The organism is Thermostichus vulcanus str. 'Rupite' (assembly GCF_022848905.1).
GTDB classification, from domain to species: domain Bacteria; phylum Cyanobacteriota; class Cyanobacteriia; order Thermostichales; family Thermostichaceae; genus Thermostichus; species Thermostichus vulcanus_A.
The window spans coordinates 1-17,120 of record NZ_JAFIRA010000043.1 but is presented as its reverse complement, the minus strand read 5'-3'; the positions used below and the strand labels follow the sequence as shown (position 1 = coordinate 17,120).

The window sequence follows — 17,120 nt, the reverse complement described above, 5'->3', positions numbered from 1 at the left end:
GGGCACGTCCGGCAAACTTGAACTGGAGATCCGTGTAGTGATATTTGTAAGATTGAATTCTGGACTTCATGGACTGCACTCATTAGACTGATCAATTATCTGCTGATAAATCTCAATTAGATTTTTTGCCACTCGATTCCAAGTGAAATTTTCTGCAACATACGTCTTTGCGCGTTGAGCCATCTCTTGCATCTCGACTGGGTGATCTAGGGCATAAGCGATCCTTTCAGCAATGGTTGCCACTTCTTGGGGGACGATAAGGCACAAGTCTTGGGTTTGCACCATTGAGGCGAAGCCAACATTTGGGCTGGTCAGCACGGGTAGACCCGATGCCATGGCCTCTAGAACAGCCATGCCAAAGTTCTCTGAGTAGGAGTTGAGAACAAAAAGATCGGATCCCTGTAAAAATAAATCCTTAAGCCGTCCCACTACAAAGCCAGGACGAATGGTACGTGAGACTAATTGATGGGTCTCAAGCAGGGCTTCAATTTCTGCTTCGTACTCGGCTGTGCCTTGTCCAGCTAGAAGGAAGGTAAAATTGTTGTGTTTAAGTTTGGCAAGGGCAGGTATTGTAAGATCGAGCCCTTTCTTGAGATGTAAACGCGATAGGAAAAGGATGATTGTTTCGTTTGCAGGTAGATTTAAGTAGGTTCGCAGTTCAGCTCTTGCATCGACAATGATTTCAGGGAGAGCTAATCCATGAGGTTGAATAAAACTTGGAGCAGAAAGGTTGAGAGATGATGCCTCCTGTTGTTCTTGCTCTGAGGTGTAGTGAATTGAATTGCTTTTGTTGAGATTACTTTTCTCAAGCAAGTTAAGATAAATTTGTTTTTTAACAGAACGTTGCTGTAACGCCCAGGTGGTGAGTTGTCCTAATGGACTGACGATATAGGGCACCTTACGTAAGCGGGCAATGACCATTGCTACTGTCGAGGGAAAAGAGAAAATGGCATGGATGTGAACAAGGTCAAATGTTGAAATATTGTGCCAGAGCCAATAGGTTAACTGACTCGAAAAAGCAAACTCTCGAATGGGTGTGATGGCGGGTGAGAAGCGGGAGAAAAACTGAATGGATACACCTTCATATTCAGTCCATCTGTTGAGTGGGACATCAAGAAGCTGTTCTCCATTATCATTAGTTGTTACTATACAACTGTTAATTCCTAGTTCATTTAATGCTCTAACTGTTTCGATTGCTACCAAGCTAGGACCACCCCTGATATTAGCAATAGATGGGATAACATGAAGGATATTCATTCTTTTAAGCCTTTCAACTACTTCTATCTCAGCTTATGTATTAAGTTGCTGAAGATAACTTATGTATCTGTATCCCCGAAGTTAAGGCTTTATAATATAAACTAACATATTGTCTGAGAAAGACTGTCCTCGCAATATGGGGATTACATCTTGCCAATAAACTCGCGTAAATGGAATTCTTCCACGATTTGTATATTCGACATCAACTATTTTCAAATTCAACTCTGAAGCTATTCGAGAAAAGTCTTTTGGAAGAAGTGGTGTGATGTGTCCTGGGTAGCAACTATCTTGAAAGTGTTGATGCTCATTTCTCCACAGAAAGCATAACTTACTTGCAAGACTTAGCTGGTTCGGAGTTGAGACTATTGCGCTGCCTCCTGGACGCAAAATTCTTGAAAGCTCTCTAAAAAAGTGTCTTGGATTTTCCAGATGTTCTATAACCTCAAGGCATACAATTAAATCAAACTCTTTATCACTTGCAGGCCAGTGGTCATTGAGATTGCAGTGCCGAATATCTTTGTAAATTAAGTTTGGCTTTGGTTTGAAATCAAACAGAGATAATTGAGTAAAGCCTAAGGTAATCAGCCTTTTTCCCATTTCTCCAGAACCACCACCAATATCAGCAATATTGATGTCCTTTGTAAAAGCTTTTTGGTCAATCAACTTCTGAGCGCTATCGTATATTGCATTTGACGAATGTCCATCAGCTTGAATGCCAACAACCTCATAAATCTGATACATTTATATTGCTCCTGAAACAGATAAACATGACCAGCCTGGTTGTGTAAGGTTCGCTATATCAATATCAGAATCTTTACGTAAGACTGCTAGTATATTGGTTGTCTCTTTATAGATTTTTTTTGGACACATTTTGACATCAATTAACTTTGGTGCCAACAGGCTTCGGTCGATAAGATAAGACTTGTATCCAAACTTCTCTAAGTAATCACAGGCTGGGCTAGGTAAGGTTCTATGCTCCTCAAATAAGATATATTTAATAAGTGACTTGGTGAGTTTTTCCTTCATTCCAGTCAGTACAAAGTCCTCATGCCCTTCAACATCTATCTTTACAAGCTTTATGTCACTAGCATCGTTAAAGAAAGAATCAAATGTAATGCAATCAACTTCTATTCCTTCTTGTTTGTCGCCGCTCTTCTTATGCTCAAACTCCAGTGTTGCTATCCCCCAGTTTTGACTGAAGTTGCTAGGTTCAAAAAGGATTGCCTTCCCATTTCTATTTGAAACGGCATATGGCAACACATTTATCTCAGCCATGGTAGCTTTGTTTTTCCAAGAGCTAGCATTTAACTCAAGCACTAATCGCGTTTTAGGATGTGGCTCAAAGGCATAGACTGTTCCACTACTTCCTGCACGAGTAGCCATAAGAGAAGTCATGATACCAATATTTGCGCCAATGTCGATACATATATCACCCTTCCTAACAATTCTTGAGATCATCTCGCATGTACGCAAGTCAGGAAGTCCTAATGTCAACATAGCACGACCGTGTAACTCACTCGGGTCAAAATGTATAGAAGTACCCCAAGGAGTATTTGCCTGTGTTGGCTGATGTTTATTCCTGATTGTGTAGGCAAGCCGCCTGACTATTTGGCTTGGTCTGAAGATGTATTCTGGTCTAATAAAGCGCATCGTTATGATTCCTAAGCATTGAATTCATCAATGAGACTATTAGTCCGACAGAAATCCAAACCAAAAAAGAGTTCAACGGAGAATGAGTTATTTGACCGACAAGTAATGGTTCAAAGGTTAATCCTGCAAGCGGTAGTCCTACTGATAGTCCCCGTTGTGCTATCCGAACTGTAGTTAAAACGACCCAACTTACTGTTCCAAATCGGAAAGCAATCATGATAACCCCAAACAACAACCCCAACTCATTGATATTTCTTTGTAGATCAGACTCGCCATAGATCAACGGTGCTAGTCCAATAAAGCGGGCAACGCCAGGTGCGCCAACGCCAATACCGTATCCAAAGAGCGGTGCTGTCCCTAAGGCATCAAATGGACGGGTTAGACCACTGAAAGCACGCACCCAAAGGGATCCCTCTGAACGAGCAGCTCGTGCAAAACGGGCATCCATTGCCGCCAACATATCCGGGAAGAACTCGACAAGTAGTACCCCTGCCAACACAACAAAGGTGATGATTCCAGCGATTTTGAGCAGACTTTGGGTTGTCAGTCGCGTAGCCAGCATACCCAGGATCGTTAGCCCCAGGATGATAGCTGCTGAAAAGTAAATGGAGCGACTACCTGTGAGTACGCTCATTGTTGCTACTGCGAGTGCCATTGCCACAAACCAAGGCAAGGGTGGTCGCTCCTTTGGCTCAGCTAGAAAAACTGCCGTATACATGGCAATCATGGCAGCCGTAAACTGCACATTCGGCCCCGTGTAGGTAAAAAGGCCAAAAGGGCGAAGGATGCCATCACTTACCCCCACCGCGGCTGATTCGTCTCCACCCACTCCACGGTTGATAAAAGCAGCAGCACCGGCATTGTATTGAGAAGCCACCAGTAGCGCATAGGGCAAAGCAATCCACAGATTGAGCCGCAAAAAGCGCATCACGTCCTCTCTTCGGAAGCTTTTTGCAATCACAAAAGCCAAAGGCATGTAAAGCCAGTATGTTCGCACCCCCAATATCCAGCCTGTGATGGGTAGGCCATTGATGACAAACTGAATTAACCCAAACCAACTGGTCAGGACAGCAAAGCCCAGCCATAGTCCCCCCAAGCCTTTACGAAGGATCCACCCATTGGATAGACAGTAAAGGTAGAGGGCAATGACAAAGGGATCCCGCAGTAGAGTCAGCGGGCCAGCTAATTCGGGTAAGAACCATTTGCGGAGCGGCCCCTCAATCAATGAGAGAAAGTAGATAAAAAAGACTGCCCAAACCACAAACTGTCGTTGTTTTTCTCGCCGTTGGACATAAGCCACAGTAGCAGCGGGTAATACAAGTTGGTTCATGCTGCTATTAACTCCCGAACCCGATCCGCAATGCCAGTCTCATAGGCACTCCAACCCGAGCGAGCTGCTGTCTGGAGTGCATTTTGAGCCATTTGTGTGCGAAAAGATTCATCTTCAGCCAAAAGGGTAATGCGCTGGGCAATGGCATCGGGATCCCGAATCGGGACAATAAAACCATCATGTCCTTCGGTCAGAATATCCGGCCCTGCGGTATGGGGGGTGGTAATCACAGGGATCCCTGCCGCCATGGCTTCCGTGATCACCATCCCAAACCCTTCGACAATCGAAGGAAAAACAAAGACATGGGATCGGGTCATGGTTTCCAGGAGGGTGCGATGAGGCACCACGCCCAACCAAGTGCAGCGGGGATCCGATAAAAACTGACGTAATGCTTCGGGGGCTACTGCTGGCAGCGGCCCTGCCATCGTCAGCCGCCAGTCGATCTCCAGCCGATTAAGTGCAGCGATCAAATCAGCGATTCCTTTGCGCTGTGCCAGGTGGCCTGCGTAGAGGAGTTTGAGCGGCTCACCCGCATGTCGCTGGGCAGGCTGTGTTACGAGTGGCGGCGGGCAACCATAGGGAACAGTGGAGATTGTGAGAGATTCTCCAAAATGATCCGTTAGACTGGCCCGGGTAAAGCTAGAAGCTACGAATATGTGATCAGCTAGGCGGATCTCCTCATCTTTGCGGTCATGCTTGGCGGCACTATCCCGAAGCCCTTCCATGGTGGGTGCCCACTCGGGTAATCGTTCGGCTTCTTCTTGGAGCAATCGGCGCAAAGTTCGCCAATGGGCAATGGGTAAATCGTAAAGACGAGAAATTCCTAGAGCTTGAGCTTGTCGGAACGTATCCAAGGCACCATCTTCATAGGCATAAACGGCTCGTACCACCGAGCGATCGGAACGCCGCAAGCTAGCAGCAACATCACGGTCAAGGGCCCGATAGACAGCATCTACAGATGCCCAGCCAGTCTCATGGTGGATCAACGGTGTGAGTTTGAGTTGACGTGCAAGCAGACGCATCAGTTCCGGTAGAGGATGAAGATGGGTTCTTCCAAGCGGCACTTCGGGGAACCGTCGTTGACCCAAGCGCCGATCGAGAGATTCCCCTACCAAACGACTCATCCAAGATCTGTAGGGTAGAGCCAGCGTGGTATGAAAGCCACCAAGCAAGCTTTGCCCTGCCAGTCCCCGTAATACGGCTCGAACAAAGGGGCTGCCAGTGGGATGGCTAACGACGACGCTCATGAATCTCAATCAACCTCTGGTGGAGAGTATTGGCTTCATCAAGTAGCGCACTCACTCTAGCGGAACCTGCCAACGTGCGAGCAAAGTCTTCAGCCAGCCTGCGCTTAATGGTGTTGATACAAAGGTGCTCCATCTTGCCAGCGACCTGACGAAGCCCATAATAAAGAGCAGGTCGGGTAGAGGCAAAAGTTACAACTGGGTAGCTGACACGCCGAATAACATCTTTCATTTCGAGCATGATGACTCCCCTATCTTTTGCCTAAAAATGTTGATATATTGCTCCGCAACGCTGCGGGCACGGCACCGGGCTAAATGAGATTCTGCGCCGACTAGACGTTGTTGAGCTTCTTCTGGTCTGTGTAAACATTCGGTCAGAACCTTGGCTAAAGCAATGGGATCCCCATTCGGAAAAGTAAACCCATGTCCACTGATGGCATCTACTAAGCCCCCCCGTTCAGATACAATCGGGACGCAACCACAGGCCAGACCCTCTAGGGCCACAATCCCAAATGGTTCTTCATAGCGCGAGGGGACAACCATAAAGCGATGACAATTCAGTAAATCAGCTAAGGGTTGACCTTGCATAGTGCCCGTGAAGTGGATTTGCCGATCCAGATTAAGCTCCGCGCTCATTGTTTCCAGCATGGGTCGATCGGGGCCATCCCCTATCACGGTTAATGTCGGGAAGAGTCCTTGACCCCTCAAATGAGCTAGTGCCTGTAAAAGAGTATCACAGCCTTTTTGAGAAACGAGCCGCCCTAGGAAAACAAGGTCTCGTTTTCGCTCCTGCCACGGTGTAGTAATCCTGAAAGTAGAGTCATCATAGGCATTGAGAACAACATGAGTAGCACCAGTCCGAGCAGCGGTGTAATGACTATTGGCAATTCCGCAAGCTCTGGCTGCTAAGGCAACTTTCGCAAAATCGATGAGGCTTCGGCTACCGTCATCTCGCTGGTAAGCATTAGCGTATCGATAAACAACTTTCTTAGGTACAACTAGTAGCGGCCAAGCATATTTCAGAGATACATTGGCTTGGATATGAATATCGCACCAATGCAGAAGTGATAGAAATTGGGTGAATTTAGGACGACGGATGACGGGATAGGGAAAACGACCATTGCCTGGTGTTAGGGTTGCCAACTGCACTTCATGACCCATTGCGACAAATTCAGCACAGAGCATTTCCGCCATGCGCTCGATACCACCGATGCTAGGGGCAAAAACGGTGGTGAAAAAGAAGATTTTCACGTCAAAGAATGTATTATTTTTTTTACTGTATTTTCTACATTGTGAGGTAAGTACCAAGCTAGTCCAGCAGAGGCAATCGTTTGAGGTTCATAACTGCCATTGGCAACTTGTGCAAGTTCTAAAAATTCTCGTCCTTCTTGCAAGTCATCTGGCAAAACACCTACGTTGCTTAGATTGAGCACAAGCATTCCATGGGCAAAGTAAGCCGCTGCAATCCCCGATTTGGTCAGGACGTGTCTCGGATAATCCATTAAGCCCAGTCGAGACTGACTCAACCAGTAGGAGATATCTTGGGCAGAGAGTACACCTAGAACTTGAATCGGTCGTCCCCCTAACTGAGCTGGGGCAAAATCAGCAGGGCCGATATCAATAACTTGAGTGATGCCTAACTGATCAAAGCTTTTTGATAGTAAAGGCTCATTTCGGAGGGCAGCTTCGTAGGTTTTGCTTCGCCGTCTAGATCCACCGAAGACGATGGCAATAGGATCCCGTTCCAAGAGGGGTAGCACCTCTTTAGGTTCCCCAACATTCGAAAAGACTGGAAGTACTTCTAGGGGAAGAGAAGGGCGCAGTTCTTTGAGTTGCTCGCAGGCAGCCTGAGATGTGACAAAGGCACTTTCACTGAGGTGTGCAAGATTACGAGCAATCCAGCGCTGTGGCAGCATTGTCCAGAAGCTGGATCGCCAGAACGGGCCACTAGCATAAACCTCGTGAAAAATCGTGATCAGCCGCCGTTCTGTATGAGATTGTTTCCATCGTTGTAGCCCATCTACAAGCCAGCCACATAAGCCACGCTGTGCATAGCCATAACCTGAAAAGTGCAACAATATCAATTCACTGCTAGCCAGTAACTGGGCTAGAGCACTAGCTTCTAACCTCTGAAGCGGTATTACTCCTTCAGAAGGTTTTATTAAGTTTTCTTGAAAGGATGAAACAACTGTTCCCACCTCGTATCCAGCCATACCAAACGGTTTGACAAGAAGGGATGCGTAGTCCCCAACGCCACTGATTAGAGGGGGATATGCAGGAGTAATTTGAGTAAGCTTTTGTGACAATATCTTACCTAAATAAAACTCATTTCCCAAAGCCTTCAATGAGTGTCGCTACCACATCATACTCAGAATTTATCCTTAAAATATCCTGTTCTGTAAGTATTTCTTGTGCTGGACAATGTAGGACATGGAAGTGATGAGAAATGACTTTTTCATAGGGGTTCCTTTCGACACAAAATTTATAATATGGATGGGTATAGGTGCCTTGAATTCCATGCCGGGATATGATCATAGAATTTGCGTCCTCGTTTTAGGTCTCTTAGGATTTGCTTGGGAAAGCCGATATCATTCCACTAAATCTCCAGTTTGAAGTTCGTAACTCTTTTGATTAGCTAGATATTCATAGAGACGATGATATGCACTGCTCCAGCTATGCTGAGTGAACTTATTTGTGTTATCTGAACTGTTAACAGTATTCGTTCTGACATTTAGAGGTGAGCTGATAAATCTACAAATTGCTGAAACGAAGCTTGTTAAATCGGTGGCCGGTACTATAACTGTATTATTTCCTGCGACCTCTGGAAGGGATCCTCGATCTGAACAGACCACAGGAGTACCGCACATCTGAGCCTCTAGCACGGGCAAACCAAAACCCTCATAAAGCGAAGGAAACAATAAAACACTAGCAGTTGTGTATAGAGCAGCCATATCTTCACGGGCAACATAAGGCAGCACATGAAGCGACTCCCCGAAATTAAGTTGTGCAGCCTTGGCCGCGAGTGGTGCTTCTAGATCGCCCACCAGCACAAGGTGGACATCAGGGTGGCTCTGGCGAAGCAAAGCAACAGATTCTAAAACAATCCCCCGGTTTTTATAAAAGTTCCGTCCAACGTGCAGTACAAACGGTGCTTGGTCCGGCAGATGATATTTTTTTCGCAACGCTGCACAAGCTTCGGGGGATGCTGGCTGCATCGGCTGAAAGACAGCATTGTGAATCACTTCCACACGATCGGGATCCACCTTTGACAGTTCGAGCAGGTCGCGGCGGGTGGCATGAGAAACACAGATAATCTGATCTACTTGTGCAAGTTGGTAGAGGATTCTTCTCATGAGCAACTTGCCCATGCGTGAAGGGCGAAACCCCTCCAAACGACCCGCCTCAGCCAGATAGGGAATCATGTCATGGACAGTAACAATCGAACGGCGATAACGGATCAGAGGTAAGTAGATGCAGTTACCAGGATCCACAACATGGACAATATCAGCTCTGCGCCCCAGCAGCATCAAGGGAGTGACCACAAATCGGTCAAGGTTGAGTGCTAACTTTCGCAGCCAACCGCGTAGAGGCAACCGTGCAAACAGAGAGGAGCCACGCCATTCAACAACCTTCGCCCCAGTTTGTCGTGCTGCTTCAATCAAGAGCTCGCCATACCCAATCATGCTGCGTTGATCAGCGGCGCGAGCATTGGTGAGAATGGCAATGTATAAGTTCATAGTACTGCGAGCGAATCCAAAGTCATATTTCGCCAGTCAAATTATTGGATGGGAGTGAAAAAATGATTTTGCGGGGACAATTTTATCGGGAGTTTTTGATAACCAAAATTTCGGAGCCATACTTCAACACTTGACTCTGATCCTTCAGAGTTGAAGTCAGAAATTTCTACTAAGATATCAGGCTTATCCCGAATAATTGTTTTTTCTCCACCTTTAAGAACCTCAAGTTCGTGACCCTCAACATCAATCTTAATAAAGCAAACATTATCTAAGTTAAACGAATCAATTGTTCTCATTGGAATCTCTAGTTCACGACATTCATCAAAACGTTCCAAAGTATTTCTAGTCTCAATTGTAGAGAAGCCAGTCAGTTCAAGGGATCCCATTTTAGGTATACGGAGTTTGGTTGTTCCACAGGAACTAGAGAGTGCAACCGCATGAATGACCATACCCGGTAATCTTTTTATAAGCACAGCGGCAGATTCAGGATTAGCCTCGAATGCTATACATTCTTTTGTCAATCGTGAGAGATGCCACGAATAAAGGCCATAAGCAGCCCCGACATCAAGTGCAATCCCATCAGATCTGATGATTTTTTGTAATTGAGTTACCTCAGGTTCACTTGAATAACGAGCTGTTATCCCAATCAGATTCATCAGGAGCGGATCTCCAATGATCTTTGCAAGTGGCTTAGCCAAGCGCAGTAGCAACCAGTGGGGATTTATATATCGCTGAAGCTTATTCATACTTTATGAGAAAGAACTCTAAGAGTTAAAGAAGAATTATTGATTCCAGCGACGATCAGCTCTTAACGGTGAAGATTTCTGTACAAAAACCGCATCTACTTGAGCTAAAGCTCGATCGAGTGGCCTCCTCGTCATTCCAACAAAATCATACAGCACTAAACCTTCTTTCTCAAGGAAGCAAACAACATCTGCAAATTCTGGAACTGATCCTTTCAAGGTTGCAATTAGACTTGTCTCAACGATCAAGAAATCTATTGATTTCAGTCTATTACCCATGCCACGAAGTACTGATAGCTCTGCACCTTGTACGTCGATCTTTACTAAAGTGCGACGTTGTTCAACAGGAAATAGTGAGTCAAAACGAACTATCGGCACAGAATAAGTTGAAGCTATATCTACTGAGCCAATCTCATCAAACATTGATGAGCCACTGATCTCAGGCCGAACTTTAATTTCTATCATGCCTTCTTGTTCACCAAGCGCAACTTGATGGATATCGGCATCCAGTTTTTTAGACCATTTCTTCATGTAAGGCAAGCTTTCATTTGTTGGATCAATTAAATGATATTTTGCGTTCGGAAATGCATTGTAAAGCCATGGCGTTCCGTAAGCTACACCGACATCGAAGATAACCTCTGGAATTAGATTGAAGTTGTAAAGGCATCTACTAAAGCGATCAAAAGAGGGAACGACAGTTTCTTGAGCAATTGTCTGACCAAACTTCTCAAGCTGAGAGTTAACCAGTTTTTTGAAATAACCTAAGAGAGGTATGCTTTTTTTGATCATTATTAGAAGAATCATCCTAAAACTCAACACCTGCTTCACGTAGCTGTTTCCTAAGTCGAGCATTCTCCCGCTCTGCTAGTTCAGCTCACGTTTTTCTGTTTCTGTGGGTGTAAGGATCAAGATTTTTTTCTGGTTTTCTTCTGGTGTATACAACCACAGCCTGCTTGATTGCTCCAAAGGTAAGACTCAAGGCTTACAGTTTCTATCTCAAGAGAGGGATCCTAAAAGTGACACCACCTAAACCACCCCAGCCATGCGCTGAAAACTCTGAGAATGAGTCAGCAAGTCCTGATAGCTGCCTTGCGCTACCACCCGCCCCTGCTCCAGCTCCACAATCCAATCACACTGCTCCACTGTGCTGAGCCGATGGGCAATCATCAATATCGTCAGATCCTGACTCAAGCTATTGATCGCAGCCATCACCTCCTGCTCAGTCGCATTATCCAAAGCACTGGTCGCTTCATCAAACACCAGCACATCCGCCTGCTTATACAACGCCCTGGCAATGCCCACCCGCTGCCGTTGTCCACCACTCAACCGGATCCCGCGCTCCCCCAAAGTTGACCAGTAGCCATCGGGGCGACTCTCGATAAACTCCGCAATTTGAGCCTGCTGTGCCGCCCACCGAACGCGCTCCAAATCAATCTCTTTTTTGGGCAGCCCCAAAGCAATGTTCTCCGCGATGGTCGTATCCGCCAAAAAAATATGTTGAGGGACGTGAGCGATAGTCCGCTGCCAGGCCCGACGTCGTTCGCCATCAATGGGCAGACCATCCACCAAAACCTCACCAGTGCTGGGATCCAGTAAACCCATCAGGAGATCTAGAGTGGTACTTTTGCCACTGCCCGTGGATCCGACAAACCCGACACGGGATCCCTTGGGAATCTTAAAAGTCACATCTTGCAAAACCCAGGGCTGGCCTTCTCCATACCGAAAGCCCACACCCCGAAACTCGATCGCAGACTTCCATACCAAGGGTGGGGGGGAGGGCAACAAAAACAGTGGATCAATCGGCTGCTCCAAGAGATTCAACACGTCCTCAGCGGAGCTTTGATCCCCTCTAATAAGTACCCAAGCTGCAAAACTCTGATTCAAAACTGGCATCAACCGCTGTGCCCCCAGTGCCAAAGTGCCTAACAAGGGCAACGCCAATGCCCCACCCCCTGGTTGACGACTTAACCCATAGGCCAAGCCCGCGATCAGAAGCATTCCTAACGCTTCCACTGCATTGCGCGGGCTACTGACTAAAAAGGTATTCTCTTCCTTTGCTTTGCGGAAGGGCCAATCTGCCCGACGATAAAGCTCACAGTAGAAAGGCTGACTATTGTCCAACAAGATATCCCGAATGGCCCCGGATCCCTCTTGCATTGCCTTGAGCTTTAAGTTGAGAGTGCGGCTAATAATTTGGCTATTGCGAGCCAATCGGCGACGGGATCCAACCATGATCAAAAGATAGATGCTGCCACACCCAAAAAAGGCAACCATAGCAATCAGAGGCTCGATCAGCAGTAACGCTACTACAATCGCCACCCCTGAAACCAGGGAACTGACTAGCATCAAGACCTGAGTCAACGCTGTCGTCACTGTGGTAATTTTTTCAACGGATCCGAGCAGTTCACTGCTATTGCGCGATACATGGACTCGGTATGGCTGATAAATTGTCCGTCGATAAACCTCTACTGCAAAGCCATGCCCAACCTGTTGGACAAAGTTTTTGGATACCCACAGCACCCACAGCTTCATTGCTCCAGCCCCCAGCGCCGCGAGGGCAAACGCCACCGTTAGGGGTAACACCAACTGATCACCCGTGGTCAGCCCCACCACCCTGGCCAATTGAGCCGCTAATGGATACTCAAACACCCGCTCTGGTGACACAATCACGGCCAAAAAGGGTAAAACAGCCCCCAAGGTCATGCCTTCGGCTAGACCACTCATAACCATCAACACCGCCAACCCCGGCAGTTGCCACCGCTGGCGGGGAGTTAGATGCTCCCAGATCCGTCTCAAGACAGATGTGATACTACCATTCGGTCTGGGGGGTACAGGGTTGGAATGGGGCATGAGGTGAGTTGAGTATTCCAGCCAAAGATGTAAACGCTAAAGCCCTTACAGGCGATGCCACGTAAACGACTCCTTCGATGAGTTCCGCCTTTATTCGCTCAGGCATGGCCGCATAGCGGCGCTCAAACTCACGACGGGTGAGGCGATCGCCACTTTCCAGAATCGGTAGCTCACGCAGGGGGGGCTGCTGATACTCATGACCAGATCTCCTACCTGGGTCGGATTCCATCAAGTCCATCATAGGTCGGACATCTGAGCGCCCCTATTCTTGCCGGGGTTGTGTGCTTCGAATCGCTGTGATATCGCCTGTACCCCACCCAAGCCTCAAAGATTCTCCACCGCATCTGCATAGCTGTAGACTTTAAATCACTCACAGGGGATCTTAAGGCTTACAGAAAATAGACACAGGGATCCCTGCCACACCCAGTGCATCAAAACACCACCTGACTTCTGGGTAGGGTGGAGGGACTGAGATCCGAAGACCGTCAAAGCCCAACTCCATGCTGAGATCTAAACTAATTCGATTGATTTGACAGTTACTTCAACTGCTGGATTGGAACATAGCACAAGAAACATCGTTGCGGGCTGGTCATTTCTATGTTTACAAGACAAGCTTCTACCTGAGGGCAGCGAATCCTTTCACTCCATAGGCACTGTAGCCGCGTGAGGCTCGAAAGGTATACTCGCTAACTGAAGGGTTCTGGTGAGGGTTAACAACTTTGCTCGCATTTTGCCACAAATCATCTTTGGCCACCTTAACCTCGTAGTTCCGTTCTCCAATCTTATGGATGTGGTACCATTTTGACTCTTGGCACTCGCTGCACCAGAACTCTTCAATCCACTCGCCAACTAGAGGAACAACCTTGTAGGCCGACATCACAAGACGGGAAGTTTTGATCCCCATTCCCCGCACCTGCAACTGGCCCGCCGAATCCGCGAAAAGAGGATATTTGGGGCTAACGCTGTCTAGAAAGCAGCCGTGAATGGGGCAGAATATCTGTCGCCGCTGTGAGCGCTTGCGATTGCGTGCAGACCGAGTCGTTACGGGATCTCCAACCATAGAGTTGGCATTCATTGAAAGGAACTCCTCAAGTAAGCAACTCAACACTCAACATTTTGGGAGGCAAAGGTGATTTTGAAGCCCACCTCCGCAACCGAAGAGAAATCTAACATGACTTTTCAGGTTTGACCCATTGGAAGAATCACCACAGGAGATCGCTTGAAGGCGGGAATATCCGACTGGGGATCCTCGGGGGGGGCGGATCAGGTGGTTGGCTTCTGGATAGAACATCAGCACCGAGCCAGGTTTGATTGGGCCGAAGAGAATCTCGATCCCCTCTAGATATCCAGCTAGCCCCTGCACCCGCACCCGTTGGTGCTCCTGTAGATCCGTTAGATCCAGCAGCCCTAATCGAAATAACTATAAGGGGCTACAAGTAAGGGGCTACAAGTGACAAGCTGCTCTAAAGCTTCTATCAACTCTGCCTCTAGAGCTTGATCCTCTAAACGGAGAATCAGGCGCGGGATCCGCAATGAAGCCGTCACGCGCCCACCGTCAAAATCCAACCACACCAACTGGCGAAATTGGCGGCAGCAGCCCCCCATTTCTGGGCCAATCCCTCTAGCTCGGTCACCGTAGGCAAACGATCTAGAGTGATCTCTACAGCTGCTGTACTTAACGGCGCTAGTTGAGCTGCATTCGGGGCATTGCACCCCGAGCATTCTTTGGAAGCTTAGAGGTCATATGCTAGTTCAGCATGACTTGCGATGCACTACCAGATTATCGATGGCAACAGGTTCAATCTCCTCTGCAAGAGCAAAGCCCAGTACTTGAGCGTAGAAGTAAAGCTCTGCCTCCAAAGCCCGTTTGATGTTGGCCGCCTGTCGAAAGCCGTGTTGTTCCCCCTCAAAGGGGACATAGGCCACCGGCAACCCCTTGGCCCGCAGCGCTTCTACCATGGCCTCCGCTTGGTTGGGGGGCACAATCGCGTCTTCTAAGCCCTGAAAGAAAATAACCGGGCAATTGAGGCGATCCAAATGATGAATGGGAGAACGAGCCCGGTAGAGATCCTGTCGCTCTGGGTAGGGGCCGATCAGGCCATCCAAGTAACGAGATTCGAACTTATGGGTATCTTGGGCCAGGGCTTCCAGGTCGCTAACCCCGTAGTAGCTGGCACCCGCTTTGAAGGTGTCGTGGAAAGTCAGGGCAGCCAGCGTAGTATAGCCCCCTGCACTGCCCCCATCGATCATCAGCCGCTCCCCATCCACCTTGCCCTGGTCTGCTAAGAATTTCGCCCCATAGATACAATCCTCCACATCCACCAGACCCCATTTCCCCTTCAGGGCATCTCGATAGGCCCGTCCATAGCCCGTACTACCGCGATAGTTCACATCCAAAACCGCAATCCCCCGGCTGGTCCAGTATTGGATCCCTAGGTTCAGCACCGCCGCTGTTGCCCCGGTCGGCCCCCCGTGACTTTTCACCAAGAGAGGAGGTTTTTCACCAGGGGGAGCCACGAAATCTTGATTTTGGGGTGGATAAAAGAAGGCGTAGGCCACTGCATCTGCCCCGGTCGGAAAAGCAATGGTCTCTGGGATCGACACATAGCCGGGATCCACCACCCAGCTGTTGGAGCGGGCCAGTACCTGAACTTGTCCAGAACGTAGCTCTAAACAGACCAATGCCACCGATTCCGTCGGGGATCCGGCCAAGAACACCGCTTGCTCCCCACTCACCTGCAAACCGCTGATCTGGGTATAGGGCAGCGGGATCCCTTGCAACTGTCCTGAATCCGGATCCAGGTAAGCCAGATGGGAAAGCCCGTCTTGCTCATAGCGGGCCAGAAGACGCCCATCGCCACAAAAGCCGTAGGTGCTCATGCCAAACACCCACTGGGGTTCTCCAAACTCCGCCTCCATGGGACACAGCGGCTGGACAGGCTCGGGCTGACTAGGATCCCAGCGGTAGAGATTCCACCAACCGGAGCGGTCCGAAACAAAGTACAGGATCCCCTGCGGTGACCATTGGGGTTGAAAAATCGATTCGTTCCGGCCACCGGCCACTTTTTGAGGATCCCCTAATGTCCCGTCTGGAGCCACTGCTGCCCACCAAAGTTCTGTTCCATCCCAGGGCATTTGCGGGTGATCCCAGGTCAGCCACACTAAGGCCTGACCATCAGGACTAAGGCGCGGGTTGGCGTAGAAGTCGTGTCCAGAGGTCAGAATCTGCTGGGATCCGCTCTCCAAGTCAATGGAAACAAGGGTGTTTTGCGGCTCTCCCCCCTGACTGTGATCCTCCCGTACACAGAGGATGCGCCTGCGCACCCGATCCACCACACCATCGGCGTAGCGGTAGGGACCTGCTTCCGTCAGCGGCTGGGGATCCGAACCCGGGATGAGGCGGTAGAGCCGTTGGTCGGCAAAATTGCAAAAATAAACAATCCCCTCCGACACCCAGTAGGCTCCGCCCCCGTACTCATGCACGCGGGTTCGCACGTTGAAGGGAGCAGGCGTCAGTTCTGTCAGGATCCCATCCGTAGAACGCCGGATCAACACATTGCGCCCCTCCTCCTGGGGACGACCCTCTGTCCAGTAGAGATTGCCTTGATCCCAATGGGCCTGACCCAAGCGGAGGGATCCCGCTACAACCAGATCAGATGTAATCGGGGATCGCCAGGATCCATAGCTGGCTTGCTCAACCATGAGAACCGCTCCTGCTGCTAGAGCAATCCTAAGGGATCCCGTTGCAGACCTGCGCTGCTCCACTGCTGCTGGCGATGCGGTTACGCCTCTTTTGTCACTCTAGGCAGAGGAGAACAGGATTGAGGTAGACATCCAAGGCCATCGGGATGAATTTAACTTCTCGATGAGTCGGGATAGACCTATCGATAGTTCAGGAATAGTATAAACTCTCAACCAATTCGCAAGATTACTCAAATAGTTCCAAGGCTCAATCAGCAAATGCAGGTTGTTCAATTGGCTCTTCCAACTCTTTCCCTCTTCCCACCTCGGATTGTTCCTGAATTCCTCCCTAGATTCTTCTTCTCTAGATCTTGTCTTATTCTTCCGGTCCCCATCACAGATAAAGCTGACAAGCAGTAGAGCCTGATACACCAGCTCCCACCACTTCTCGATATCCTGATAATGGGTTAGCCGGTAGTCAGCCCAGCCCAGCTCATCTTTAGAGCTGATTTATAAAGAGGGAATTAAGCTGCCAGTCGTTTCACCATTAACCGCAGCAATGAACCGTAAATCATCGCCTCGCTCACCTCTGTATACAACTCGTAGTCCTTACTCAGTCGTCGAAACC

At 48.5% G+C, this 17,120-nt stretch carries 14 protein-coding genes and 2 pseudogenes; all 16 read right to left on the bottom strand.

What is annotated here, in order from left to right; all coding sequences use genetic code 11:
• Nucleotides 1–66 precede the first annotated feature (66 nt).
• Entirely contained in the window at nucleotides 67–1,257 is a 1,191-nt protein-coding gene (locus JX360_RS13995; protein ID WP_244352142.1) for a glycosyltransferase, read from the bottom strand.
• An 81-nt stretch (nucleotides 1,258–1,338) separates the two neighbouring features.
• Nucleotides 1,339–1,998: a methyltransferase domain-containing protein gene (locus JX360_RS13990; RefSeq protein ID WP_244352141.1), complete on the bottom strand. Its 660-nt coding sequence runs from the start codon at nucleotides 1,996–1,998 to the stop codon at nucleotides 1,339–1,341.
• Complete coding sequence (locus tag JX360_RS13985; RefSeq protein WP_244352140.1) at nucleotides 1,999–2,907, bottom strand: FkbM family methyltransferase; 909 nt, start codon at nucleotides 2,905–2,907, stop codon at nucleotides 1,999–2,001.
• Complete coding sequence (locus tag JX360_RS13980) at nucleotides 2,894–4,237, bottom strand: hypothetical protein (protein WP_244352139.1); 1,344 nt, start codon at nucleotides 4,235–4,237, stop codon at nucleotides 2,894–2,896. Before JX360_RS13980 ends, JX360_RS13985 begins: the two co-directional genes overlap by 14 nt.
• Nucleotides 4,234–5,484 (bottom strand): glycosyltransferase family 4 protein, encoded by a 1,251-nt coding sequence (locus JX360_RS13975; RefSeq protein ID WP_244352138.1) that lies wholly within the window; start codon nucleotides 5,482–5,484, stop codon nucleotides 4,234–4,236. Before JX360_RS13975 ends, JX360_RS13980 begins: the two co-directional genes overlap by 4 nt.
• Nucleotides 5,468–5,722: a hypothetical protein gene (locus JX360_RS13970; RefSeq protein WP_244352137.1), complete on the bottom strand. Its 255-nt coding sequence runs from the start codon at nucleotides 5,720–5,722 to the stop codon at nucleotides 5,468–5,470. Before JX360_RS13970 ends, JX360_RS13975 begins: the two co-directional genes overlap by 17 nt.
• Complete coding sequence (locus JX360_RS13965; RefSeq protein WP_244352136.1) at nucleotides 5,710–6,732, bottom strand: glycosyltransferase family 4 protein; 1,023 nt, start codon at nucleotides 6,730–6,732, stop codon at nucleotides 5,710–5,712. Before JX360_RS13965 ends, JX360_RS13970 begins: the two co-directional genes overlap by 13 nt.
• A complete protein-coding gene (locus tag JX360_RS13960; RefSeq protein ID WP_244352135.1) occupies nucleotides 6,729–7,826 on the bottom strand; it encodes a glycosyltransferase family protein in 1,098 nt (365 codons plus the stop codon). The genes JX360_RS13965 and JX360_RS13960 overlap by 4 nt, the downstream gene beginning before the upstream one ends.
• A gap of 243 nt (nucleotides 7,827–8,069) precedes the next feature.
• A complete protein-coding gene (locus JX360_RS13955) occupies nucleotides 8,070–9,218 on the bottom strand; it encodes a glycosyltransferase family 4 protein (RefSeq protein ID WP_244352133.1) in 1,149 nt (382 codons plus the stop codon).
• Between the two features lie 41 nt (nucleotides 9,219–9,259).
• The gene (locus tag JX360_RS13950) at nucleotides 9,260–9,916 is read right to left on the bottom strand and encodes an FkbM family methyltransferase (protein WP_244352131.1); all 657 of its coding nucleotides are present in this window, start codon (nucleotides 9,914–9,916) and stop codon (nucleotides 9,260–9,262) included.
• Between the two features lie 84 nt (nucleotides 9,917–10,000).
• Nucleotides 10,001–10,789, bottom strand: a complete 789-nt coding sequence (locus tag JX360_RS13945) for an FkbM family methyltransferase (protein WP_244352129.1) — start codon at nucleotides 10,787–10,789, stop codon at nucleotides 10,001–10,003.
• Nucleotides 10,790–10,987: 198 nt separating this feature from the next.
• Nucleotides 10,988–12,757, bottom strand: a complete 1,770-nt coding sequence (locus tag JX360_RS13940; RefSeq protein WP_244352127.1) for an ABC transporter ATP-binding protein — start codon at nucleotides 12,755–12,757, stop codon at nucleotides 10,988–10,990.
• A 94-nt stretch (nucleotides 12,758–12,851) separates the two neighbouring features.
• Nucleotides 12,852–13,040: pseudogene (locus tag JX360_RS13935) on the bottom strand (hypothetical protein); the annotation flags it as partial.
• A gap of 387 nt (nucleotides 13,041–13,427) precedes the next feature.
• The gene (locus tag JX360_RS13930; protein WP_244352125.1) at nucleotides 13,428–13,886 is read right to left on the bottom strand and encodes a hypothetical protein; all 459 of its coding nucleotides are present in this window, start codon (nucleotides 13,884–13,886) and stop codon (nucleotides 13,428–13,430) included.
• A gap of 677 nt (nucleotides 13,887–14,563) precedes the next feature.
• Complete coding sequence (locus tag JX360_RS13925) at nucleotides 14,564–16,513, bottom strand: S9 family peptidase (RefSeq protein ID WP_244352123.1); 1,950 nt, start codon at nucleotides 16,511–16,513, stop codon at nucleotides 14,564–14,566.
• A 503-nt stretch (nucleotides 16,514–17,016) separates the two neighbouring features.
• Nucleotides 17,017–17,120: pseudogene (locus tag JX360_RS13920) on the bottom strand (IS5/IS1182 family transposase); the annotation flags it as partial.

Excerpts from the sequence above, each read along its gene's own strand:
- JX360_RS13985 (WP_244352140.1), bottom strand. The coding sequence starts at position 2,907 with ATGCGCTTTATTAGACCAGAATACATCTTCAGACCAAGCCAAATAGTC.
- JX360_RS13925 (WP_244352123.1), bottom strand. The coding sequence starts at position 16,513 with ATGGTTGAGCAAGCCAGCTATGGATCCTGGCGATCCCCGATTACATCT.
- JX360_RS13930 (WP_244352125.1), bottom strand. The coding sequence starts at position 13,886 with ATGAATGCCAACTCTATGGTTGGAGATCCCGTAACGACTCGGTCTGCA.
- JX360_RS13970 (WP_244352137.1), bottom strand. The coding sequence starts at position 5,722 with ATGCTCGAAATGAAAGATGTTATTCGGCGTGTCAGCTACCCAGTTGTA.
- JX360_RS13990 (WP_244352141.1), bottom strand. The coding sequence starts at position 1,998 with ATGTATCAGATTTATGAGGTTGTTGGCATTCAAGCTGATGGACATTCG.
- JX360_RS13975 (WP_244352138.1), bottom strand. The coding sequence starts at position 5,484 with ATGAGCGTCGTCGTTAGCCATCCCACTGGCAGCCCCTTTGTTCGAGCC.
- JX360_RS13995 (WP_244352142.1), bottom strand. The coding sequence starts at position 1,257 with ATGAATATCCTTCATGTTATCCCATCTATTGCTAATATCAGGGGTGGT.
- JX360_RS13955 (WP_244352133.1), bottom strand. The coding sequence starts at position 9,218 with ATGAACTTATACATTGCCATTCTCACCAATGCTCGCGCCGCTGATCAA.
- JX360_RS13980 (WP_244352139.1), bottom strand. The coding sequence starts at position 4,237 with ATGAACCAACTTGTATTACCCGCTGCTACTGTGGCTTATGTCCAACGG.